This is a genomic window from Streptomyces sp. NPDC050211 (assembly GCF_040656035.1).
Lineage (GTDB): Bacteria > Actinomycetota > Actinomycetes > Streptomycetales > Streptomycetaceae > Streptomyces.
The window spans coordinates 17,860-39,719 of record NZ_JBFALC010000078.1 but is presented as its reverse complement, the minus strand read 5'-3'; the positions used below and the strand labels follow the sequence as shown (position 1 = coordinate 39,719).

At 70.5% G+C, this 21,860-nt stretch carries 23 protein-coding genes and 1 pseudogene; 10 read left to right on the top strand and 14 right to left on the bottom strand.

What is annotated here, in order from left to right:
* Positions 1–121, bottom strand: a pseudogene (locus AB0I98_RS43095) (aminoglycoside phosphotransferase family protein); the annotation flags it as partial.
* 233 nt (positions 122–354) lie between these two features.
* Here AB0I98_RS43095 and AB0I98_RS43090 point away from each other — a divergent pair.
* Positions 355–1,842 (top strand): hypothetical protein, encoded by a 1,488-nt coding sequence (locus tag AB0I98_RS43090; protein ID WP_362951507.1) that lies wholly within the window; start codon positions 355–357, stop codon positions 1,840–1,842.
* Positions 1,843–1,845: 3 nt separating this feature from the next.
* On the opposite strand, the gene AB0I98_RS43085 is transcribed toward AB0I98_RS43090, so the two are convergent.
* A complete protein-coding gene (locus AB0I98_RS43085) occupies positions 1,846–3,276 on the bottom strand; it encodes a SpoIIE family protein phosphatase (protein ID WP_362951506.1) in 1,431 nt (476 codons plus the stop codon).
* 404 nt (positions 3,277–3,680) lie between these two features.
* Here AB0I98_RS43085 and AB0I98_RS43080 point away from each other — a divergent pair, with 404 nt between their 5' ends.
* Positions 3,681–4,094 carry an SsgA family sporulation/cell division regulator gene (locus tag AB0I98_RS43080; protein ID WP_362951505.1) on the top strand — a complete coding sequence of 138 codons (414 nt, stop codon included), beginning with the start codon at positions 3,681–3,683 and terminating at the stop codon, positions 4,092–4,094.
* A 5-nt stretch (positions 4,095–4,099) separates the two neighbouring features.
* On the opposite strand, the gene AB0I98_RS43075 is transcribed toward AB0I98_RS43080, so the two are convergent.
* The 3 genes from AB0I98_RS43075 to AB0I98_RS43065 all read right to left on the bottom strand — a co-directional run bounded on the left by AB0I98_RS43075 (position 4,100) and on the right by AB0I98_RS43065 (position 7,941).
* Positions 4,100–5,119 (bottom strand): Gfo/Idh/MocA family oxidoreductase, encoded by a 1,020-nt coding sequence (locus tag AB0I98_RS43075; RefSeq protein WP_362951504.1) that lies wholly within the window; start codon positions 5,117–5,119, stop codon positions 4,100–4,102.
* Between the two features lie 61 nt (positions 5,120–5,180).
* A complete protein-coding gene (locus AB0I98_RS43070) occupies positions 5,181–6,275 on the bottom strand; it encodes a chemotaxis protein (RefSeq protein ID WP_362951502.1) in 1,095 nt (364 codons plus the stop codon).
* 94 nt (positions 6,276–6,369) lie between these two features.
* Positions 6,370–7,941 carry an alpha/beta hydrolase gene (locus AB0I98_RS43065; RefSeq protein ID WP_362951501.1) on the bottom strand — a complete coding sequence of 524 codons (1,572 nt, stop codon included), beginning with the start codon at positions 7,939–7,941 and terminating at the stop codon, positions 6,370–6,372.
* 269 nt (positions 7,942–8,210) lie between these two features.
* On the opposite strand from AB0I98_RS43065, the gene AB0I98_RS43060 reads away from it, so the two are divergent.
* The gene (locus AB0I98_RS43060; protein ID WP_362951500.1) at positions 8,211–8,855 is read left to right on the top strand and encodes a chaplin; all 645 of its coding nucleotides are present in this window, start codon (positions 8,211–8,213) and stop codon (positions 8,853–8,855) included.
* Between the two features lie 57 nt (positions 8,856–8,912).
* On the opposite strand, the gene AB0I98_RS43055 is transcribed toward AB0I98_RS43060, so the two are convergent.
* Positions 8,913–9,398, bottom strand: a complete 486-nt coding sequence (locus AB0I98_RS43055; protein WP_362951509.1) for a nucleoside deaminase — start codon at positions 9,396–9,398, stop codon at positions 8,913–8,915.
* Positions 9,399–9,688: 290 nt separating this feature from the next.
* On the opposite strand from AB0I98_RS43055, the gene AB0I98_RS43050 reads away from it, so the two are divergent.
* Positions 9,689–10,465, top strand: a complete 777-nt coding sequence (locus tag AB0I98_RS43050; protein WP_362951499.1) for a GNAT family N-acetyltransferase — start codon at positions 9,689–9,691, stop codon at positions 10,463–10,465.
* Positions 10,466–10,491: 26 nt separating this feature from the next.
* Here AB0I98_RS43050 and AB0I98_RS43045 read toward each other — a convergent pair whose 3' ends face one another.
* Positions 10,492–11,199, bottom strand: coding sequence for a TetR/AcrR family transcriptional regulator (locus tag AB0I98_RS43045; protein ID WP_362951498.1), 708 nt, complete (start codon positions 11,197–11,199; stop codon positions 10,492–10,494).
* Positions 11,200–11,331: 132 nt separating this feature from the next.
* Here AB0I98_RS43045 and AB0I98_RS43040 point away from each other — a divergent pair, with 132 nt between their 5' ends.
* Positions 11,332–12,288, top strand: a complete 957-nt coding sequence (locus tag AB0I98_RS43040; RefSeq protein ID WP_362951497.1) for an SDR family oxidoreductase — start codon at positions 11,332–11,334, stop codon at positions 12,286–12,288.
* Positions 12,289–12,375: 87 nt separating this feature from the next.
* Here the strand turns inward: AB0I98_RS43040 and AB0I98_RS43035 are convergent, their stop codons facing one another.
* The gene (locus AB0I98_RS43035; RefSeq protein ID WP_362951496.1) at positions 12,376–12,639 is read right to left on the bottom strand and encodes a GlsB/YeaQ/YmgE family stress response membrane protein; all 264 of its coding nucleotides are present in this window, start codon (positions 12,637–12,639) and stop codon (positions 12,376–12,378) included.
* A 174-nt stretch (positions 12,640–12,813) separates the two neighbouring features.
* Between AB0I98_RS43035 and AB0I98_RS43030 the strand changes: the two genes are divergently transcribed.
* Positions 12,814–13,581 carry a metalloregulator ArsR/SmtB family transcription factor gene (locus AB0I98_RS43030; protein ID WP_362951495.1) on the top strand — a complete coding sequence of 256 codons (768 nt, stop codon included), beginning with the start codon at positions 12,814–12,816 and terminating at the stop codon, positions 13,579–13,581.
* A gap of 65 nt (positions 13,582–13,646) precedes the next feature.
* Here AB0I98_RS43030 and AB0I98_RS43025 read toward each other — a convergent pair whose 3' ends face one another.
* Entirely contained in the window at positions 13,647–14,087 is a 441-nt protein-coding gene (locus AB0I98_RS43025; protein WP_362951494.1) for an SPW repeat protein, read from the bottom strand.
* A gap of 269 nt (positions 14,088–14,356) precedes the next feature.
* Here AB0I98_RS43025 and AB0I98_RS43020 point away from each other — a divergent pair, with 269 nt between their 5' ends.
* Together AB0I98_RS43020 and AB0I98_RS43015 are read left to right on the top strand one after the other, a co-directional pair.
* Complete coding sequence (locus AB0I98_RS43020) at positions 14,357–14,440, top strand: putative leader peptide (RefSeq protein WP_353693630.1); 84 nt, start codon at positions 14,357–14,359, stop codon at positions 14,438–14,440.
* Positions 14,441–14,574: 134 nt separating this feature from the next.
* Entirely contained in the window at positions 14,575–15,717 is a 1,143-nt protein-coding gene (locus AB0I98_RS43015; RefSeq protein ID WP_362951493.1) for an LLM class flavin-dependent oxidoreductase, read from the top strand.
* 3 nt (positions 15,718–15,720) lie between these two features.
* Here the strand turns inward: AB0I98_RS43015 and AB0I98_RS43010 are convergent, their stop codons facing one another.
* Complete coding sequence (locus tag AB0I98_RS43010; protein WP_362951492.1) at positions 15,721–16,758, bottom strand: acyl-CoA dehydrogenase family protein; 1,038 nt, start codon at positions 16,756–16,758, stop codon at positions 15,721–15,723.
* Between the two features lie 98 nt (positions 16,759–16,856).
* Here AB0I98_RS43010 and AB0I98_RS43005 point away from each other — a divergent pair, with 98 nt between their 5' ends.
* Positions 16,857–17,210 (top strand): YciI family protein, encoded by a 354-nt coding sequence (locus tag AB0I98_RS43005; protein ID WP_362951508.1) that lies wholly within the window; start codon positions 16,857–16,859, stop codon positions 17,208–17,210.
* Positions 17,210–18,391, top strand: a complete 1,182-nt coding sequence (locus AB0I98_RS43000) for an RNA polymerase sigma factor (protein WP_362951491.1) — start codon at positions 17,210–17,212, stop codon at positions 18,389–18,391. The genes AB0I98_RS43005 and AB0I98_RS43000 overlap by 1 nt, the downstream gene beginning before the upstream one ends.
* Here AB0I98_RS43000 and urtE read toward each other — a convergent pair whose 3' ends face one another.
* From urtE to urtB, 4 genes are read right to left on the bottom strand one after another with little or no spacing between them, the layout of a single operon-like run.
* Entirely contained in the window at positions 18,392–19,084 is a 693-nt protein-coding gene (gene urtE / locus AB0I98_RS42995) for an urea ABC transporter ATP-binding subunit UrtE (protein ID WP_362951489.1), read from the bottom strand.
* On the bottom strand, positions 19,084–19,854 hold the full coding sequence (urtD, locus tag AB0I98_RS42990) for an urea ABC transporter ATP-binding protein UrtD (protein WP_362951488.1): 771 nt from the start codon (positions 19,852–19,854) through the stop codon (positions 19,084–19,086). The genes urtE and urtD overlap by 1 nt, the downstream gene beginning before the upstream one ends.
* The gene (gene urtC, locus AB0I98_RS42985) at positions 19,851–20,933 is read right to left on the bottom strand and encodes an urea ABC transporter permease subunit UrtC (RefSeq protein WP_362951486.1); all 1,083 of its coding nucleotides are present in this window, start codon (positions 20,931–20,933) and stop codon (positions 19,851–19,853) included. Before urtC ends, urtD begins: the two co-directional genes overlap by 4 nt.
* Entirely contained in the window at positions 20,930–21,826 is an 897-nt protein-coding gene (urtB, locus tag AB0I98_RS42980; RefSeq protein ID WP_362951485.1) for an urea ABC transporter permease subunit UrtB, read from the bottom strand. Before urtB ends, urtC begins: the two co-directional genes overlap by 4 nt.
* Between the last annotated feature and the right edge of the window lie 34 nt (positions 21,827–21,860).

Genomic DNA, 21,860 nt, shown 5'->3' with positions numbered 1-21,860 from the left:
CCCGGCCCGCTCCGAGCCGGGGACGCGCGGGACGCGCGGGGTCGAGGTAGGGGCCGCTGCCCGCAGCGCGGGGGCGCAGCGACCGGGGCGGGGCGGACACGGAGGACGATGCTGCGTACATGGGCGAAACAGATCCCTTCGTGTGCCTGCGACGACAATGCGCTACCCGGCCCGGCCCCTCGGGTGCACCCTGGGGAATGTCCCTCGGCAACCGGGTCGGGGTGGCGCGTTCCTACCTGACACCCGTCGCCCAGTGGCACACCATCTGGCGCACCCTGGCGAACCCTGGCGAATAGTCGCCCGGCAAGTCTCACCGGGCTACTGTCAACTCAGCCGAGAACCTGGGGGCTTGACGTGAGCGGAGAACCCAACACCCGACTGTCGGACCTGTTCGGCCTGGCCGGCTGGTCCAAAGGTGAACTCGCGAGGCTGGTCAACCGGCAGGCGGCGGCCATGGGCCACCCCCAGCTGTCGACCGACACCTCCCGGGTGCGGCGGTGGATCGACATGGGAGAGATCCCGCGCGATCCCGTGCCGCGGGTGCTGGCGGCCCTGTTCACAGAGCGTCTCGGCCGTGTCGTGACCATCGAGGACCTCGGTCTGGTCCGGCACGGGCGTACGGGGAAACGGCAGAGCGGCGGGAGTGTGGAACATCCCGACGGTGTGCCGTGGGCGCCCGAACGGACTGCCGCGGTCCTCACCGAATTCACGGGAATGGACCTCATGCTCAACCGACGCGGCTTGGTGGGCGCGGGTGCCGCGCTCGCCGCGGGATCAGCACTCAGCAGCGCCATGCATGACTGGCTGCACACCGATCCGACCCTCTCGGCCGACGCTCCCGACATCGACAATCCCCTGCACGCCGACCCTGCTGGGTTCGACCGCTATGAGGCCGCCCCCATCGGGTCGCAGGAGATCGAGGAACTGGAGCGCTCGGTCGAGGTGTTCCGAGCCTGGGACGCGGCCCGCGGCGGCGGGCTGCAACGCAAGGCCGTCGTGGGTCAGCTCAACGAGGTGGGCGGCATGCTCGCCTACCGTCACCCCGATCACCTCCAGCGGCGCCTGTGGGGCGTCGCCGCCAACCTCGCCGTCCTCGCGGGCTGGATGTCGCACGACGTCGGCCTGGAGCCCACGGCCCAGAAGTACTTCGTCATCGCCGCCCATGCGGCCCGTGAGGGCGGCGACCGGCCCCGCGCCGGGGAGGCGCTCTCCCGAGCGGCTCGCCAGATGGTGCACCTCGGCCGGCCCGACGACGCACTCGACCTGATGAAGCTCGCCCAGTCCGGCTCCGGCGAAGAGGTGCTGCCGCGCACCCGGGCGATGCTGCACACCATCGAGGCCTGGGCACAGGCGTCGATGGGCAAGGGGCAGGCGATGCGCCGCACCCTCGGACAGGCGGAGGACCTCTTCGTCTCCGACCGGGGCGACGTGCCGCCGCCGAGCTGGATGCAGATGTTCAAGGAGGAGGACCTGTACGGCATGCAGGCCCTGGCCTACCGCACGCTGGCCGAGCACGAGCCGGGCGCGGCCGTGCACGCCCAGCACTATGCGGAGAAGGCCCTGGCCCTGCGGGTCGACGGGCGGCAGCGGTCGAAGATCTTCGACTATCTGTCCATGGCCTCCGCCTGCTTCATCTCCGACGACCCCGAACAGGCCGACAGGTACGCGCGGTTGGCCCTGATGTCGATGGGCTCCAACTCCTCCCATCGCACCTGGGACCGGCTGCGCCAGATGTACCGGCTCACCGCCGAGTACTCCAGCTATCCGAGGATCAGCGAACTGCGAGAGGAGATCAAGCTCGCGCTGCCGAAGCCGAAGGGCGGCAACAGCGCACGGGCATAGGTTTCATTCGGCCACCCGGGCGATGAGCACGCAGGCGTCGTCCTCGCGCTCGAACTCGCCCAGCTCCTCCACGACCGTCCGTACGCAGTCCTGTGCGGTGCGCGCCTCGCGGAAGCGGGGGGCCAGGTCGAGGAGCCGATGCACGGCCTCATCCCGGCTGCGCCTGGGCACCAGCCCGTCGGTGTACAGCACCAGCAGGTCGCCCGCATCGAGGGTCACTTCGGCCTGCTCGTAGGCGGCGCCCGAAGTCGCACCGAGCAGGACGCCGTCCGGCGCGTCCAATGGGCGCCCCGTCCCGTCGCGGAACAGCAGCGGGGCGGGGTGTCCTGCTTGCGCCCACGACAGCGTGCGAGTAACCGGACGGTAGCGGCAGCAGACGGCACTGCCCAGGGCCGGCTGCACGGTGGCGTCGAGCAACTGATTGAGCAAGGACATCAGCCGGCCGGGTTCGGTGCCCGCCATCGCCATCCCGCGCAGCGCGCCGAGCAGCATCGCCATGCCGGACGTCACGGCGACGCCATGTCCGGTCAGGTCACCCACGCTCAACAGCGTGTCGCCGTCGGCCAGTTGGATCGCGTCGTACCAGTCACCGCCGATCAGCGCGCTCGTCGACGAGGGGAGGTAGTGCGCCGCGAGGTCCAGGCTCTCGGCGCCCTGGTGCGGGAGTCGCAGGGAACCGCGCCACGGCGGCAGCACGGCCTCCTGCAACTCGACCGCCAGCCGGTGCTCGGTCTGCGCATGCTGCCGGTGGCGTTGCAGCGAGTCACGGGTCTCGCTCACCGCCCGCTGGCTGCGCCGCAGTTCGCTGACGTCCCGCAGCACGGCCCACATCGAGGCGGTGCTGCCGTCGGCGTCGAGCACGGGCTCGCCCATCATGTGCACGGTCCGTACGTCGCCGTCCGGGCGTACGACGCGGAACTCCCCGTCGATCGGCTTCGCGTCGACGAGGCAGTCGGTGACCATCGCCGTCAGCTTCGGCCGGTCTTCGTCGAACACCAGGGACGGGAGTTCGTCGAGGGTGAGCGGGGGAGCGGCGGGGTCGCGGCCCAGGATCTGGAAGAGCTCACCGGACCAACTGGCCTCGTCCGTCAGCAGGTTCCACTCGGCGCTGCCGACCCGGCTGAGCAGCGAGTCGCGCCGGGGAGCGGGCGGCACGGCACGGACCGCGGACACCGGCTCCGGCGCCATCGGCACGGGCGGTGGGCCTTCCCGCAGCTGCGCCAAGTGGGCGTCCAGGTCGTTGAGTTGGTGCAGTGCCAGGTCGTACAGGGCGCGCTGCCACCGGTCCTGCGGTTCCGATCCCTCGCTCTGCGCGTCCCGCCGTACGGCGTCCACGTCGCCCTTGAGCCGTCGCGTCTGCGATATGAGCGCGTCGACCGAGCCGCGTCCGGGCGGCTGGGCGGCTGGGCGGTCCGCAGAGAGATGGGACGGCATCAGGCACTCCGAGGGGGGACGGTACGACCAAGGCGGACGGAGGGACCGTTACGACTCTTGCACAGCCCGCGACGCGCTGTAAGGGATTTGGCAACACACGATACGGTGGTGCTCCTGGCATATGCCACAGTCTTCATGGCCTGCGTATGCGGTGCGAATGGAGTACGTCGCTAAAGGCGGCGAGTCGTAGGCGGTATACGTGACTTGACTGATCGTCGACGGGTTCGGGTCGACGTTCAGCTACGTGTTCGACGCGTGTTTGTTCTATGAATGGGGCCGATCATTCGGATGTGATGCAGGTCACACCATTGATTCGGGGTTCCCCGTAATGCAAACGGCGTCTGAGGGGTCGTAAGAGACACCGGCACAACGGGCCGACCTCTCACCCGCAGTGGAGACCGACCATGGACATCAGCTTCGAGCAGCCCGCACGCGCCCTCCTGATCACCGCCGAGGAGGAGGAACTTCCTGTCTCCGCCACGCTTCGCTATACCGCCGCGGACCCACTGGCCGTGCATATCGACTTCCCGCCCGAGGCCGCACTCGACGGTGAGTGCGTCACCTGGACCTTCGGGCGGGCCCTGCTGGAGGCCGGTCTCCGCGGCCCGGCGGGCAGCGGCGACGTGCACATCTGGCCGTGCGGCCGGGACCGGACGGTCATGGAGTTCCACTCGCCGTACGGGCTGGCGCTGCTCCAGTTCCGCACACCCGCCCTGCGTCGTTTCCTGCTGCGGACGTACGCCGTGGTCGCGTCGGGGCAGGAGGACGTCGGCGCGGCCGTCGACCGCGGGCTGAGCGCGCTGTTCGGGAGTGTCTGACCGCCTCAATGGCCGGCGTACAGGTCCGGGCGTGGGGCGAGGTCCACGGTCGTGCGGTCGCCGGTCTCCAGTGACCGGACCCCGGCCTCGGCGACCACCGAGGCCGCATAGCCGTCCCAGGCGGCGGGACCGGTGACCCGGCCCTGCCGGGTGGCGTCGACCCAGGCCTGCACTTCGCGGCCATAGGCGTCGGCGAACCGAACGAGGTAGTCCTGGGGGACGTCTTCGCGGGCACCGCCGTCGGCGGTGACGAGCATGGTGTGCCCCTCGCCGATCCGGGCGCTGCCCCGCTCGCAGACGGCCTCGCAGCGCACCTGGTAGCCGAAGCCGCAGTTGACGAAGACCTCCACGTCGACGAGGGCGCCGTGCTCGGTCTCGAAGAGCACGAACTGCGGGTCCAGCAGCCCCTCGGGAGCGTCGGCGGAGGACCGTGGACGCAGCACGGTCACCGCGGTCAGCTCCTGGCCGAGCAGCCAGCGGGCGGCGTCGATCTCGTGCGAGACAGAGCTGTTGATCAGCATCGCGGAGGTGAAGCCGGGCGGGGAGGACACGTTGCGATGGGTGCAGTGCAGCATCAGTGGACGCCCCAACCGTCCGCCGTCCAGCAGCGACTTGAGCTGCCGGTACTCGGCGTCGTACCGCCGCATGAACCCGATCTGCGCCAGCCGCCGCCCGAGTCGCGCCTCCGCCTCCACGACGCGGAGCGCTCCCGTGGAGTCCGGCACCATGGGCTTCTCGCACAGCACCGGAAGCCCGCGCGCGAACGCCGCGAGCAGCGCCTCCTCGTGTGCCGGGCCGGGCGAGGCGATCAGTACGGCGTCGACGCCGGGCGCATCGAGCGCGGCCGCCGTCTCGGCATGCACCGCGACCCCGTCGATCCCCGCCACCGCCTCCTTGGCCCGCGCGGTGTCGGGGTCGGCCACGGCGGCGACACGCGCGCCGCTCACCACGTACTCGAGCCGACGTATGTGGTCGGCCCCCATGTGCCCGGCACCCAGTACCGCCACGCCCAACAGGTCTCCCACGTGCGCACTCCCTTGTCGCCGACTGTCCCCGGCGAAGGGTAGACGCGGAGGCGCCGGAGCGTCAGTAGCGCAGGACGCCCGCGATCCCGTGGGCGTCCCGCAGCGTGCCGTCCGGTACGAAGCGGACCTCGGCGCCGGTCTCCAGGCACTGCTCGACGATCTCGTCCACGATGTCCTCGCGGGCGTCGAGGTCGCCGCTCTCGGCCGGGACCAGGTGATCGCCGTCGTCGCGGACCGTCGCCCGGTAGTTCTCCTCGACGGCGAGCAGCCGCACCCGTGCCTCGCGGGCGTTCTGCCAGACCTCGTCGAGGCCGGCCGCGAACGCCCGCCGCCCGCGCGCCGATACGAGTTCCCGCGCGACTTCGTCGGTGCTCTTGCGGTCCTGGGCGGCGACGATCGGCCGGACCGCCTGCCAGACGGCCTCGTGCGTGCCGTGGGCGAGGCCGCCGTGCGGGACATGCACGGCGTCCTTGGTGACCGTTCCGATCTCGTCCAGCGCGGACAGCGCCGCCTGCTCGCCCGTGATGTACAGCGGGCGTGCGTCGTCCTTGAGGACCGCGCTCATCGCGGTGTCGGCGTCGCGCAGGAAGTGGCGGGTGCCCTCGTCGCGGAAGGTGCTCGGCAGATCGCCGATCCGCTCCTGCCGCTCGGCGTCGAAGTTGTCGAAGGACCGGGTCAGCGGGAAACCGCCGGCGCGGACCTCGGTGACCCGGTCCGTGCCGCCGCTCCACAGCGTGACGCGGTCGGCGGAGACCGACAGCACCCAGAACGGCCGCTCGGCCGCCTGCGCCGAGACGAGGTTCCGGGTCAGGAAGGTGTCGGCCAGCACCACCCGCTCGGGCACCGGACGGGCGAGCGACCACACCTGGTGCTCACCCGGCGCGGCGAAGATCACCAGGCCGTCCTCGGCATGCGTGAGGTCGACCTCGGCGAGGGCCTGGTCGAGCTGTCGTTCGACGTCGGCACGCCGGTCCCGGCTGACCGCGGGATCGGACTCCAGCTGCTTCTTGGCGGCGGCCACGACATTGCGCAGCCGTACCGGGTCCTGGGCCTTCTCCGGCTCACGGCGGTGCGTCGGCGTCAGCACGGACACCGCCGGATAAGGGCGCGGACGGCGCAGCTCGGTGAGGGTCGCGGGGCTGAGTGCGTGCTCCATATCAGCACGATAGGCCCGATTCACCGATCGGGCACTTGGGGTAACTCGGCCGGACATCAGGAGTTGATTCGCTGTTGGCGCTCTGAGCCGGCCTTCAGTCGTCGTCGTCATCCGAGCCGCAGGAGCTGCCGCTCGCGGGCAGGGAGCCGTAGAGCAGGAAGTCGTCGACCTTCTTGTGCACGCACTTGGAGGAGGCGTATCCGGTGTGCCCCTCGCCCCTGTTGTCGAGCACCACGGCCGAGGAGCCCAGCCGCTTCGCCGTCTCCGTGGTCCAGCGGTACGGCGTCGCCGGGTCGCCGCGGGTGCCCACGAGGAGCATCTTCGGGGTGTCGACGTCCCGCACCTTCTTGCGGATGTAGTCGGTGCCCTTGGGGCGGCCGTAACACATGAGTGCCTCCGTGAGGCGGTACTCGCCGAAGACGGGGGAAGCCTCCTCGTACTCGGTGCGCAGCCGGTCGAGGTTCTTCGTGATCCAGTCGGCGGTCGGGCGGTCGGGGTCGTCGGCGCAGTTGATCGCCATCAACGCGGCCGGCAGGTTGTCGAAGGGGACGTCCTCCTCGTCCGCGAGGTCGCCGTCGTCGTTCCGGGCCATGCCGCCGCCGGTGAGGGCGAGGAGGCCCCGGGCGTCGCCGTCCTCGACGAGCGAGGCGATGGCACGCTCCAGCGTGGGCCACATGTCCCTGCTGTACAGGGCCTGGCTGAGGGCGGCGACGAGGTCCTGCCCCGTGAAGGAGTCGCCGAAGTCGGTCGGCACCGGATCCTCGTCGAGCGACTCGACGAGGGTCACGACGTGTTCCCGGGCGGTGCGGGAGTCGGTCCCGAGCGGACAGGCGACGTCGTCCTCGGCGCACCACGCGACGAAGGCGTCCAGCGCGGTCTGCTGCCCCTCCGCGCCCACGAGCGCCTGCTCGGTCAGCGGCTCCGTGAGCGTGTCCACGCCGTCGAGCACCAGACGGCCGACCTTGTCCGGGAACTGCGCCGCGTACACGGCGCCGAGCCGCGTGCCGTACGAGAAACCCAGGTAGTTGAGCTTCTTGTCGCCGACGGCCTGGCGTATGACGTCCAGGTCGCGCGAGGCGTTCACGGTTCCTATGTGGGGGAGCACGGGGCCGGAGTGCTTCGCGCACTGGGCGGCCGCCTGCTTCAACTGCTTGAGGACCGCCCGCGGATCATCGGTGAGGTCCGTGCCCGTACCCATCGCCTCCGAGGCCTCGTCGGAGCCGTCGCCGCAGCTGACCGGGGAGGATCTGCCGACGCCGCGCGGGTCGAAGGAGACCACGTCGTATCCGTCGGTGAGCTCCATGAAGTCGTCGCCGCCGAAGGCGAGTTGGGGGACGCCGGGGCCGCCCGGGCCGCCGAAGTTCAGCACCACCGAGCCGCGCGGCTTGCCGGTGGCCCGGTAGCGGGCGAGCGCCAGGTCGAGCGTGCCCGACTTCGGCTTCGCGTAGTCGAGGGGGACGGTGACCTTGCCGCACTGGAGGTCCTTCGGCATCGACTTGCTCTCGCACTTCGTCCACACGACCTTCTGCCGGTAGAACCGCGTCAGTTCGGACTCGGTGTCGCGTACGGCCACCGCCGGCAGCCCCGCCGCCAGCACGGCCAGCCCGACCGCGCCGGTCAGCGTGGAGCGCCGGAGTCTGAGGCGCGTCGTCAGCTTGGCCAGCATGCATGCCTCCAGAGGCGCTCGCCGGGGACCGGAATTGGCGCCTCCGCTCACGATAGGCGGCCCCCGGAACCGACGCCTCCGGACGAGCGTGATCGCCTGGAGTGCCCTATCCTGTGCGCCCCTCGACGCATAGTGCGGCTTTGCCGACAGTTCGATAAGTCTGCCGCTCGATGGGGTGAAAGGCCGATAAGCCATAACTCGGATGGTTCGTCTGCGTTTTATCCGGTGCGGGCGAGTGCCCGCGACCATGTCTGGAAGGCAGGGAACCTATGAGACGGGTTACCCGAAACGGTGTGATCGCCGTCGCCGCCGCGTCCGGCGCGATGGCAGTGACAGTGCCCGCGTACGCCGACTCCGCGGCCGAGGGTGCCGCGGTCGGCTCGCCCGGGTTGATCTCCGGCAACACCATCCAGCTCCCGGTGCACGTGCCGGTGAACGTGTGCGGGAACACCGTGAACGTGGTGGGGCTCCTCAATCCGGCCGCGGGCAACGAGTGCGCCAATGAGAGCGGGGGCGAGAAGCGGGGTGGTAGTCCCGGCGGAGCCGCCGCGGAGAGCCGCGGAAAGGATTCGCCGGGTGTGCTGTCCGGCAACGGTGTGCAGCTCCCGGTCCACCTCCCGGTGAACGTCAGCGGCAACACCGTGAGCGTGGTCGGGGCCGGAAACGCGGCCACCGGCAATGAGTCCGTGAACACCTCGGGCGGCTGGCCCGACCGCCCCTCGACGCGCCCGGCCCCCAGGCCGGCCGTGCCGGACACTCCCCCCAAGGCGGTCCCGCCCGCTCCACGGGCCCCCGTGGCGGCCCTCGCCGACACGGGATCCGACGGGATGCTCCCCGCGGTCGCGGGCAGCGCCGCACTGATGCTGGGCGGAGCCGTCCTGTACCGGCGTTTCCGCGCCAAGGCGGCTCACTGACCGGGACCTCCCGGTGACGGACGGCCCCACCGGACCCGTGATCGGTGGGGCCGCGTGTCAGCCGCGCCCGCGGTAGAACCGCCGGTGCAACTCCCGTACCTCCTCGGCCAGTTCAGGCACCGGACCGGCCACCGCCACGCCGGGCGCCACCTCGTTGACCGGCAGTGTCCGCACCGGAGGCGCGGGGACGTCCAACTCGGCCAGCCATGAGGCGAGTTGCTCGGACGAGGCGACGTACACGATGCGGCCGAGGCCCACCCAGGCGTGCGCGGCCGCGCACATCGGGCAGTGCTCGCCGGAGGTGTACACGGTGGCGGCGGCCCGCTCCTGAGGGGTCATGTGCGCCGCGGACCAGCGCGCCAGCTCGAACTCGGGGTGCCGTGTGCGGTCGCCGGAGGCCACCCGGTTGTGGTCCTCGGCCAGCACCGCACCGCCCGCGTCCACTAGGACCGAGCCGAACGGCTCGTCCCCCGCCCCCAGCGCCTCGGCCGCCAGCTCCACGCAGCGACGCAGATACGGCAGCTCGGTGTCCTTCACGACCATGGCGTACGACCTCTCCCGTGACGTGATCTTCACACCGAAGCCTATGGTCGGCGGCGCACGGCCGGGAAGGCGTGCCGTCGGCCGAGCGCCACCGCGGCGAGGGCGGCCGGCATCGATCCGCGCGATCCTGCCGCCGCGTTGCCGCATCGGCCGCATCCAGGGCCCGGATCGACTGCCTGGCCCGCACCCAGGACCGGCTGAGCGCGTATCTGGACGCGGTGAGCGGGATGTCGCCGTATCGGAACGCTAAAGCGGTTGCCACCAGGGCATCCCGGTGCTGGAGTGAACACATGGATCATGTCGGTGTGCTCGCCCTGTTCGACCGGGCCATGCGTGAAGGTGCCCAGCCGGACACTCCCGACGCCCGGGTCGAGCGAGCCGGACGCGTGGTGCGCCAGGTGTCCACGCCGCGGGGCTGGAACGGCGTCGTGTGGTCCGACCTGGACGAGGCGAGCGCGGACGCGGCGATCGCCGAGCAGATCGCCTACTTCTCCGGCCTCGGCCGCGAGTTCGAGTGGAAGCTCTACGGCCACGACCTGCCCGTCGACCTGGGACAGCGGCTCAGAGACGCCGGGTTCACGGCCCAGCCGGAGGAGACCCTGATGATCGGCGAGGTCGCCGATCTGAACCTCGACGCCGAGCCGCCCGAGGGCATCCGCATCCTGCCCGTGACCGACCGGGCCGGCGTGGACCTCGTGGCGGATGTGCATGAGAAGGCGTTCGGCACGGACGGCACCCGGATGCGGGACCAGTTGCTCGCCCGGCTCACCGACGACCCCGACTCGGTCGTCGCCGTTGTCGCCCTCGCCGGTGACACGCCGGTGAGCGCGGCCCGGATGGAGATGGTGCCGGGCAACCGGTTCGCCGGGCTGTGGGGCGGCGGCACCGTCGAGGAGTGGCGTGGCCGTGGTATCTACCGTGCGCTGGTCGCCCACCGGGCGCGGGCCGCCGTGGACCGTGGCTACCGGTATCTCCAGGTCGACGCCATGAGCCAGAGCCGCCCGATCCTCGAACGGCTGGGCTTCCAGCCGCTGAGCACCACGACGCCGTACGTGTACGTTCCGTAGCGCGCGTAGATGGTCAGATCAGGCGGTCAGGTCAGGCCGAACGTGTCCGCCAGCGAGTCCATTTGGGCCGTGAGCAGGGTGCCTCCGTCGTGCCCCATGCCGTCGAACTGACCGGACACCTCCAGGCCGACCACCCCGTGCATGTGCGACCAGGCGAGCACGGCACCGGCCAGCGCGGACCCCGGGTCGACGGCGGGCGCATGCAGGCGTACCCACTCCGATACCTGTGTCTCCGCGTCGGCCCAGGCTTTCATCTGCGTCACCACGGGTCGTACGGCCGACGACGGCTCGGCCCCGTCGAAGGCGGTCAGGAACGGCCCGAGCACTGCCCGCGCGCTGTTGACCGTCTCCGGGGGCGCGGTGTACCCGGGGACGGGCGTGCCCTGGATCAGCAGATAGCGGTGCGGCTGCGCGACCGCCCAGTTCCGGCACGCCGTCGCCAGGGCCCGTAGCCGCTCCCGCGGTGAGGTGGCCGCGGGCAGTGCCTCCGCTGCCTCGGTGACGGCGGCGGACAGATCGGCGTACGCGTCCCGGATCAGGTCGGTGAGCAGCGCGTCCCGGCTGTCGAAGTAGCGGTAGAGGGCCGGTCCCGACAGCCCCACCTCCTTGGCGATCCGCGTCAGCGCCACGGCCCCCGTACCGCCCTCGGCCAGCTGCCGGAGCGCGATCTCCTTGATCTCCGCCCGCGTCTGCTCGCGATAACGCGCCCTCGGGCTCTGTGTGCTCCCGGTCACGGGCGACTCCCCTTCTCGACGTCGCGACACACCTTAACGAAGGTCCGAGTGTCCCACTGTTGTGATGGTAAATCGAAAGAGTTATAGTCTCTAACAGAAGTGATGGTGAATTACGAAGAGGAGAGGTCACTCATGTCCGGCACTCAAGAACCCCGCACCCTGCACACCGTCCTCGGCTCCGGCCCCGCCGGAACCGCTCTCGCCCGCGAACTGGTACGCCGCGGTCACTCCGTGCGTCTCGTCGACCGCAAGGGCGACGGGCCCGCGATCGAGGGAGTCGAGCGGTACGCCGCCGACGTCAGCACCGCCGAGGGTGCGCGCGAGGCCATAGCCGGTGCCGCCGTCGTGTACCACTGCGTCAATGTCGGCTATCACCTCCAGGTCGAGGTGATGCCCCGCGTCCAGGACGCCGTCCTCGGTGCCGTGGAAGCCGCCGGTGCGCGGCTGGTCGTACTCGACACGCTGTATCCGTACGGCGAGACCGGGGGAGCGGTGATGACCGAGGACACCCCGTGGAAGGCGACGACCCGTAAGGGCCGGATGCGTGCCGAACTCGACGAGAAGTACCTCGCCGCGCACCGCGAGGGCCGGGCCAGGGTGGTCCTCGGGCGATCCGCCGACTTCGTCGGACCCGGCGTGATCAGCTCCACCCTCGGCGGAGCGGTGTTCCCCCCGGCGCTCACCGGCGGTGAGGTCCCCGGACTCGGGGACATCGACCTGCCGCACAGTTACACCAGCATCGGCGACGTCGCCGCGGGCCTCGCGACCCTGGGCGAGCACCCCGAGGGTGACGGCCGTGTCTGGCATCTGCCCACGGCGCCCGCGGTCAGCACCCGCGAGATCCTCACCATGATCGAGCAGCGGGTGGGCCGCCCGCTGACCATCGTGACGGTCGACGAGCCCCGCCCCTTCGGCCCGTTCGACGAGGAGTTCATGGCCGAGTACGCGGAGATGTTCTACCAGCACACCGAGCCCCAGATCATGGACTCCTCCGCCTTCGAGCAGGCCTTCGGTACGGCTCCGGCGCCGCTCGAGGAGACGGTGGACGCCACGCTGACCTGGTACCGGGAGTGGCTGGCGAGCCGGTGAGACGCGCGTCGTTGCGCGGGACGCGGCTGCGGCAGCCTCAGGAAGCAGCCGCGTCCCGGCACTGCTTTCCCTGTCCAGGTCCGCTCCTCAGCGGCGGACCTTCGTCCGGTCCAGCGCGGCCACGCCGACCGCTGCCAGGCCGATCTGGATGAGCCACTCGATCCAGTCGACGCCGTCCGTGTCGCCCACGTCGAAGGCGTTCGCGAGGGCCGAACCGAGCAGCGCGGCCGCGATGCCGACGAGGATCGTCCAGAGGATTCCTATGCGCTGGCGACCTGGGACGACGAGCCGCCCCAGGACACCAATGATGATGCCGATGACAATGGCACTGATGATGCCCGAGATCTCCATTTCCGCCCCTCTTGTCGGAACCCCCGCTGCTGAGCAAGTTCCCGCTTAAGGCGGAGACAGTCCGTGCCAGGCGTCACGAAGCCTGAAGCGTGGCCGCATGCAGCGCGTCCCTCGGTTGACATGCAGGCAATTGCCTGCATAACTTTGAGTGTGCGATCAGAGAGCGATCCGGCGATGGACCGGGTTTTCAAGGCGCTGGCCGACGACACGCGCAGGCGGCTGCTGGACCGGCTGCATGAGGACAACGGGCTCACGCTCGGCGAGCTGTGCGAGCGCATCGACATGAGGCGCCAGTCGGTGACCCAGCATCTGGCCGTCCTGGAGGCCGCGAACCTGATCAGCACGGTGCGGCGGGGGCGGGAGAAGCTGCACTACCTCAACCCGGTCCCGCTCCATGAGATCCAGGAGCGGTGGATCGACAAGTTCGAGCGCCCGCGCCTGCGTGCGCTGGGCGCCCTGAAGCGACGAGCCGAGGAAGCCATGACCGACAAGCCCAGCTATGTGTACGTCATCTACATCGAAAGCACACCCGAGAAGGTCTGGGACGCCCTCACCGACGCCGACCTGACCGGCGCCTACTGGGGCCACCGCAACGAGTCCGACTGGCAGCCCGGCTCCCGCTGGGCCCATGTCCGCACCGATGGCTCGGGGATCGCCGACGTCGTCGGCAAGGTCGTCGAGAGCGACCGCCCGCGCCGCCTGATCACCAGCTGGGGCGATCCCGAGAAGGAGGGGCAGGAGGACACGCACTCCCGCGTCACCTTCGACATCCAGCCGCACGCCGACATCGTCAAGCTCACCGTCACCCACGAGGACCTCGCCGACGAGGGCGAGCTGGCCGATGTCTCCTCCGGCTGGCCGGCGGTGCTGTCCAACCTCAAGTCGCTCCTGGAGACCGGCAGCCCGCTGCCGCAGGAGCCCTGGTCGGTGCCGGGCCTCTGAGAGGGCAGGGGAAGGCCGGTCCGCGTGACGCGGACCGGCCGGATACTCGTCCTTCCTTGCGGTGTCTATGGCCTCGGGGCGCTCCTCGCCGCCGTACCGGCGCACGTCAGCCCGAGGATCACGGCCAGGGCGCCGATGATGATGTTGTTCCACACGACGCCGGCATCGGGGCTGTCGCCCACGATCCACGGCGAGACGATCATCCACACGCCGAGCGCGCAGAAGGCCCAGCTCAGGCCGTACATGCGTTCCGGAGCGCGGGTGAATCCGAGAGCCAGCAGGCCGATCGCGATGCCGATCACCAGGTTGTGGGGCACAAGATCGGGCTGGCTGGTCGTGTAGTGGACTATCCAGGGGGATACAGCGCAGTACAGACCGAGCAGGAACACCGGTCCGTCCACGAGCGCCACATCGCGACCGCCGAGCATACGGGCGTAGCGATCCCGCATTTCGGTTGCATCAGGGTGGCTGGTTATGTCACCTCTGGTGGGCGAGACGTTGGCCATGACTCGTCTCCTTTGACTTCACAGGCCTGACCGCGTCTGGTGCGGTGTGCGGTAAGCGCCGCGCACACCCATTCTGCGCTTATTTCTTCTTTATGTGTAGTGGTCTGGGCTGCGGCAACGCTGTGGCAACCCGGCTCGCGTCGCCGGCGAGCGGGCGGTGAATGATCGCGCCCCATCGGCCGACACGTTCGTGAAATTCAATGGCCGCGATACGAGAACGGTCGGGTTTACCTTGACGGCCTCGACGAGCGGCTGCCACGATCGAGAACATGATGATGCGACTGGACCTCACGCGGCGACGCCATGTCGACCTCGCGCGCGTCTCCAGCGCCTCCTGTTGCGCCGCGGCCTGATCGCCTCCCTGCGATCCGCCGCGCTTTCTTCTTTTCTCGCCTGAATTCTCCCTGCTCGCGCACTCATTGAATTCGGCGTGCCCGAAAGCATTCCGTAGCTCCAGCACCTCGGCCTGCTCTGATCGGAGATCCCGGTGTCCCTCACGTTCCACTGGTTCCTGCCCACCAACGGCGACAGCCGTCATGTCGTCGGCGGCGGCCATGGCTCTCCCGCCACCGCATCCGGACGGGACCGGCCGCCGACCGTCGGCTATCTGAGCCAGATCGCCCGCGCCGCCGAGGACTTGGGCTTCGTCGGCGCGCTCACGCCGACCGGCGCCTGGTGCGAGGACGCCTGGCTGACCACCGCGATGGTCAGCCAGAACACCGAGCGCCTGAAATTCCTGGTCGCCTTCCGGCCTGGCTTCGTCTCGCCCACGCTCGCCGCGCAGATGGCGTCGACCTTCCAGCGGCAGAGCGGCGGACGGCTGCTCCTCAACGTCGTCACCGGCGGCGAGAGTCAGGAGCAGCGGGCCTACGGCGACTTCCTCGACAAGGACGCCCGTTATCGCCGTACCGGTGAATTCCTGCGGATCGTACGGGAGTTGTGGGACGGCAAGACCGTCGATCTGGACGGCGAGTTCCTTCACGTCGAGGACGCCAAGCTGGCCCGCGTGCCGGATCCCGTTCCCGAGGTGTACTTCGGCGGCTCCTCGCCCGTCGCCGGCGAGATCGCGGCCCGGCACGCCGACGTGTACCTCACCTGGGGCGAGCCGCCTGCCCAGGTGGCCGAGAAGATCGCCTGGATCAGGGGACTGGCCGCCGAGCAGGGCCGCACACTGCGCTTCGGTATCCGGCTGCACGTCATCACCCGTGACACCTCCGCGCAGGCCTGGGCGGAGGCGAACCGGCTCCTGGAGGGCTTCGACGCGGAGACCGTGCGGGCCGTCCAGGCCGGGCTGGGCCGCAGCGAGTCCGAAGGGCAGCAGCGGATGCTCGCGCTGCACGGCGGGAGCCGGGACGGTCTGGAGATCCACCCCAACCTGTGGGCCGGGATCGGGCTCGTGCGCGGCGGAGCGGGCACCGCCCTGGTCGGCAGCCACGACGAGGTCGTGGCGCGCATCGAGGAGTACCACGCCCTGGGCATCGACGAGTTCGTCCTCTCGGGCTATCCGCACCTGGAGGAGGCGTACTGGTTCGGCGAGGGCGTCCTGCCCCGGCTCGCGGGGCGGGGGCTGTGGCGGCATCCGTACGGAGAACAGGCGGCCTCTCCGGCGCAGGTGCCGTTCGCGAGCTGAACCTCAGCGGGCCAGCCGGTCGAGGTGCGCCTTGCGCACCCCGGCCGTCTGCCCCTGCACCAGCAGGAACATCCCCTCGCGCGCCAGCCGTTGGGCCGGGCTGCGCAGGTCCATGGCGCGTCCGCCTCCGGCGACGATCGCGGCGGTCGTCGCGGCGCGCATCAGGTCGTACGCCCGTGTCTTGAGGGCCAGCCGTTCCTCGACGTGCTCGTGGGGCACGGGGTGGTCGGCGAGGGCGTACGCCTCGGAACGCACCTCGTCGAGGCGGGCGCGCAGAGCGGATGCCGTCTCCGTATCCGCGTCGAGCAGGGCGAGTGCCGCGTACGCGATTCCGAAGACGGCCGGGTTGGTGTTGGCGGCGCGGGGCAGGTCGATCTGCGCGAACTTCTCGTGTGGCGTGCGGAGCACCACCGCCTCGTCGGGCAGCCACAGCCCGGTCAGCCGCAACGACACGGTGCGGGCGGCGGTGAGTGCCGCGAGCCGCATCGGGTCCGACGGGTGCAGCCCGGGCTGCTCGCGTGCCTCGGTGAACGCGAACACCACCTCGCCCGCGTCCGTGACACCGGCGAGCAGCATCACGTCGTTGAGCCCCCAGCCGGTGTACCAGGGCACGGTGCCGTCGAAGCGCCAGCCGCCGCGCTCGGCGGTGGCCCGCACCGGGATCCGCGGGAAGGCGCGGACGTGCGCGTAGGCGATCCCGGCGAGCAGTTCCCCGGTCGCCAGGGGGCTGAGCAGCCGCTCCCGGACGGGCAGTCGGGAGTCGGCGAGGAGTTTCACCGGCGTGTAGTGCTGGGTCTGCACGAACCAGGTCGAGCAGCACGCCCCGGCCAGGACCTCCGCGATCTCCCGGGCCACCGCGGCGGGCGCGGCCGAGCCGCCGTACTGCTCGGGCGCGCTCACCCCGAGCAGCCCGGACCGCTTGACCGCCTCGATATGGCTCATCGGCACGTCTTCCCGGTCGACGCGCTCCGCCTCAGGCGCCAGGACCTCGGCGGCGAGCTGTCGGGCACGGGCGACGAGCGGGTGGGATGTGGTGGTCATGGACAAGATTCTTCCGGTGTCGTGGCGCGGGGTGTCGATCCGGGGGCCTGCCGTTCGTGTAGGAGGTGAGAGAACGCCACGACGCCTGGGAGGCCGTCATGAAGTACTACCTGCTCAGCGTGATGCAACCGGTGGGGGAGCCGCCCGCCCCGGAGATCCTCGCCGAGATCGGCAAGAGGCTCGATGTCTTCCACCAGGAACTGCGTGCGGCGGGCGCCTGGGTGTTCGCCGGGGGACTGCACGGCCCGGAGTCCTCCACCGTGCTGCGGCCTCGCGACGGCGACGTCCTGGTCACCGACGGCCCGTACGCCGAGGGCAAGGAGATGCTCGGCGGCATCTGTCTGATCAAGGCACCCGACCTGGACATGGCCCTGGAGTGGGGGCGCAAGGCGGCGCTGGCGACCACGCTGCCGATCGAGGTGCGCCCCTTCATGCACGAACCCGAGGACTGATGGCTCCTGATGTAGAGGCCGTCTTCCGCGCGGAGTACGGCCGCGCGGTCTCCGTCCTCGTCCGCTTCCTCGGCGACATCGACCTCGCCGAGGAAGCGGTCCAGGACGCGTTCACCACGGCCGTACAGCGGTGGCCGGAGACCGGCGTCCCGCCCAGCCCCGCCGGGTGGATCGTCACCACCGCCCGCAACCGGGCGATCGACCGGCTGCGCCGCGAATCCTCCCGGGAAGCCCGCCACGCCGATGCCGCTCTGCTGCACGCCCCCGACACACCGGCCGAGGAGGGACCCGTGCGTGACGACCGGCTCCGCCTCATCTTCACCTGCTGCCACCCGGCGCTGGCGCTCCAGGCTCAGGTCGCCCTCACACTCCGGCTGCTCGGCGGGCTCAGCACCGACCGGATCGCCCGCGCCTTCCTCGTCCCCGAGCCGACCATGGCCCAGCGCCTGGTCCGGGCCAAGGCGAAGATCCGGGACGCCCGGATCCCGTACCGGGTGCCCCGCGACGCCGACCTTCCCGACCGGCTGAACGGCGTTCTGGCCGTCGTCTACCTGATCTTCAACGAGGGGTACGAGGGTTCACCCGAGCTGTGCGCCGAGGCCGTACGCCTGGGTCGGCTGCTGGCCGAGCTGATGCCGGACGAGCCCGAGGTCACCGGCCTGCTCGCCCTGATGCTGCTGATCGAGTCGCGCCGGGCCGCCCGGCAGGACGAAGCCGGTGCGCTGGTGCCGCTGCCCGAGCAGGACCGAGACCGCTGGGACCGTGACCTGATCACGGAGGGACAGACACTGGTCCGCCGCTGTCTGCGCCGGAACCAGCCGGGCCCCTATCAGATCCAGGCCGCGATCCAGGCCGTGCACAGCGACGCGCCCACCGTCGACGCCACCGACTGGAGCCAGATCCTGCAGCTGTACGACCAGCTGATGGCACTGGTCCCCAGCCCGGTCGTGGCCCTCAACCGAGCCGTCGCGGTCGCCGAGGTGACCGGCCCCGCGGCGGCGCTCGCCCTCGTCGACACCCTCGACCTGGAGCGCTACCACGTCTTCCACGCCGTACGGGCCGACCTGCTGCGCCGCCTGGACCGCACCGCCGAAGCGCTCGCCGCGTACGAAGCGGCGATCGAGCTCAGCGAGAACCCGGCCGAACGCGCGTATCTGGAACGCGTCCGGCGGGCCCTGTGATCACACGCTCAACGCCTCCCGCACCGACGCCTCCGCGTCCTTGCCGCCCTCGCCGGACGAGGTGACACGTCCCGCCTCCAGGACGTAGTAGCGCTGCGCCGCCCGCATCGCGAAGCCGACGTGCTGCTCGACCAGCAGCACCGACAGCCCGCCCCGAGCGGCCAGCGCCAGGATCGTCTCCTCGATCTCCGCGACCACCGACGGCTGGATGCCCTCGGTCGGCTCATCCAGGAGCAGGATCCGAGGCTCCGTCACCAGGGCGCGAGCGATGGCCAGTTGCTGTCGCTGACCGCCCGACAGCAGGCCCGCGCGGCGGTTCGACAGCGTGCGCAGTGCCGGGAACAGGTCCAGCGCCTCGGCGACCGCCGCCTTCCCCCGCTTGCGTCCGTCGGCGACCAACTGGAGGTTCTCTGCGGTCGTCAGATGCGGGAACGCCTGCTGGCCCTGCGGGACGTACGCCATCCCGCGCGCGACCCGCTCGTGCGGCTTGCGGCGCGTGATGTCCTCGCCGTCGAGCCGGACGGTGCCGCCGGCCGGGGTCAGCAGCCCGACCGCCGCGCGCAGCAGCGTGCTCTTGCCCGCGCCGTTGTGCCCGAGCACGGCGGCTACGCCGTCCTTCGGGACGTCCACGGAGACGCCGTGCAGGACGGTGCTGCGGTGGTAGCCGACGTGGACGTCGTCGATCTCGAGCATCACGCCTCCTGTACGACGGCTGCGGCGTCCTCGGTCGCGTTGTGCCCGAGGTACACCTCCTGCACCTTGGGATCGGCCTGCACTTCGGCCACCGTGCCCTCGCTGAGCACCTTGCCGGCGTGCAGCACGCTCACGCTGCGCGCGAAGGACCGCATGAAGTCCATGTCGTGCTCGATGACGACGACGGTCCGCTCCTCGCTGATCCGCTCCAACAGCTCGCCGGTGGACTGCCGTTCGTCGTGACTCATCCCGGCGACCGGCTCGTCGAGCAGCAGCAGCCGTACGTCCTGCACGAGCAGCATGCCGATCTCCAGCCACTGCTTCTGCCCGTGTGCGAGCGTCCCGGCGGGGGAGTCCGCGAGGTCGGCGAGCCCGACCGTCTCCAGTGCCCGCGCGACGGATTCCGGCACGTCCTTGCGGCGCCGCAGCATGGTCCACGCGCTGCGGCCCGCGCCCGCCGCGATGTCCAGGTTCTGCAGCACCGTCAACTCCTCGAAGACGGTGGCCGTCTGAAACGTACGGCCGATCCCCGACCGGGCGATCCTGTGCACGCTCCGACCGAGCAGTTCCGCGCCGCCGAACAGCACCGAGCCCTCCGCCTTCACCAGACCGGTGACGGCGTCCACGAGCGTCGTCTTGCCCGCGCCGTTCGGCCCGATGAGGAACCGCAGATCGCCCGGCCGCACCTCCAGGTCCACGCCGTCCACGGCAGTGAACCCGTCGAAGGACACCCGCAGTTGACGTATCTCCAGTCCTGACAGCTCGCTCATGCCGCTTCTCCCACAGGAAGGGCGGGCGTCTGCTGGACAGCCTTGCGGCGCCGTCGCACCACGCCCGCCAGCGAGGCGAGACCGCCCGGCAGGAACGCCAGCGCCACGATGAACAGCAGCCCCTGGAAGTAGGTCCAGCCCGCCGGGAACTCCTCCGACAGCGCCGTCTTGGCCCAGGCCACACCGACCGCGCCCAGCACCGCGCCGACCAGGCTGGCCCGGCCGCCGACCGCCGCGCCGATCACGAACTCGATGGACGGCACGATGCCGATCATCGCGGGCGAGATGATGCCGACGGCGGGGACGAACAGCGCGCCCGCGAGGCCCGCCATGCCGGCCGCGACGACGTACGCGACGAGCTTCACGTTCGCCGGGTTGTACCCGAGGAAGCGCACCCGCTCCTCCGAGTCCCTTACGGCGACGAGGAGTTCGCCATAACGGCTGTGGATCAGCTGGCGGGCGATCGCGATCAGGGCGAGCAGGGAGGCGGCGATGATGAAGTACACGGTCCGCTGGTTGAGCGGGTCGTCGAGGTCGTAGCCGAAGAAGCCCTGGATGTCGGTGAGTCCGTTGGTGCCGCCGGTCGTGGCCTGCTGGCCGATCAGCCAGATGGCGAAGGCGGCGGCGAGGGCCTGGCTGAGGATCGCGAAGTAGGCGCCCTTCACCCGGCGGCGGAAGATGAACAGGCCCAGGATCGCCGCGACGGCCATCGGCAGCAGCACGGTCGCGGCGAGCGCGAAGACGGGGTTCGCGAACGGCTGCCACCACCAGGGCAGTTCGGTCGCGGTGCCGTACAGCCCCATGAAGTCGGGCAGGTTGCCCGGCCCCGCGTCGGCGATCTTCAGATGCATCGCCATGGCGTAGCCGCCGAGTCCGAAGAAGACACCCTGGCCGAGCGTGAGCAGGCCACCGCGGCCCCACGCCAGGCAGATGCCGACGGCGACCATCGCCGTGCACAGGTACTTGGCGAGCAGGCCGAGCCGGAAGTCGGAGAGGGCGAGCGGGGCGACGGCGAAGAGCAGGGCGGCGGCTCCCGCGAAGCCGGCCAACGTCCGGGCGCGCCCTTTGAGAACGGTCATACGAGACTCCTCGTCCGCAGTGTGTACAGCCCCTGGGGCCGCCACTGGAGGAAGGCGACGATGGCCACGAGCACCAGCACCTTGGCGACGCTCACGGTGGTGGAGTACTCCAGCACCGACTGCAGCGCGCCCAGCACGAAGGCGACGATCACACTGCCCTTGAGCTGTCCGATGCCGCCGACCACGATCACCAGGAAGGCGTCGATGATGATGTTGGTGCCCATCGTCGGCCCGATCGGACCGACCAGCGTCAGCGCCACTCCGGCGACACCCGCGAGCCCGGAGCCGATGAAGAAGGCGGTGCGGTCGACGCGGGACGTGGAGATGCCGGACACCTCCGCGAGATCCCGGTTCTGCACGACGGCCCTGATCCGGCGGCCCAGCGGGGTCAGCCGCAGCGTCAGCGACAGCGCGACCACCGCCGCGATCGCCAACGCCAGAATGAACAGGCGGCTGTTGGCGAAGGTGAGCGGATCGTCGCCGCCGATGACCGTGATGTTGCCGGTCAGCCAGTCCGGCGCACGGGTCTGCACATTCGGCGCCCCGAAAATGTCACGGGCGAGCTGCTGAAGCATCAGCGAGACGCCCCACGTGACGAGAAGTGTGTCAAGTGGCCGCAGATACAGGCGGCGTATCAGCAGCCATTCCAGAAGAGCGCCGAGCGCTCCCGAGACGAGAAAAGCGACGGGAAGCGCGACCAACAGCGAAATTCCCGCACCGGCAATGGACTTCTGCAGGACATACGTTGTGTAGGCGCCCGCCATGATGAACTCGCCGTGGGCCATGTTGATGACGTTCATCTGGCCGAAGGTGAGCGACAGGCCGAGCGCGATGAGCAGCAGGACGGCACCGATGCTGATGCCGGTGAAGGTCTGACCGAGGATCACGGTCATACGGCGGCTCCGGGAGACGGCGGCCGTGGGCCCC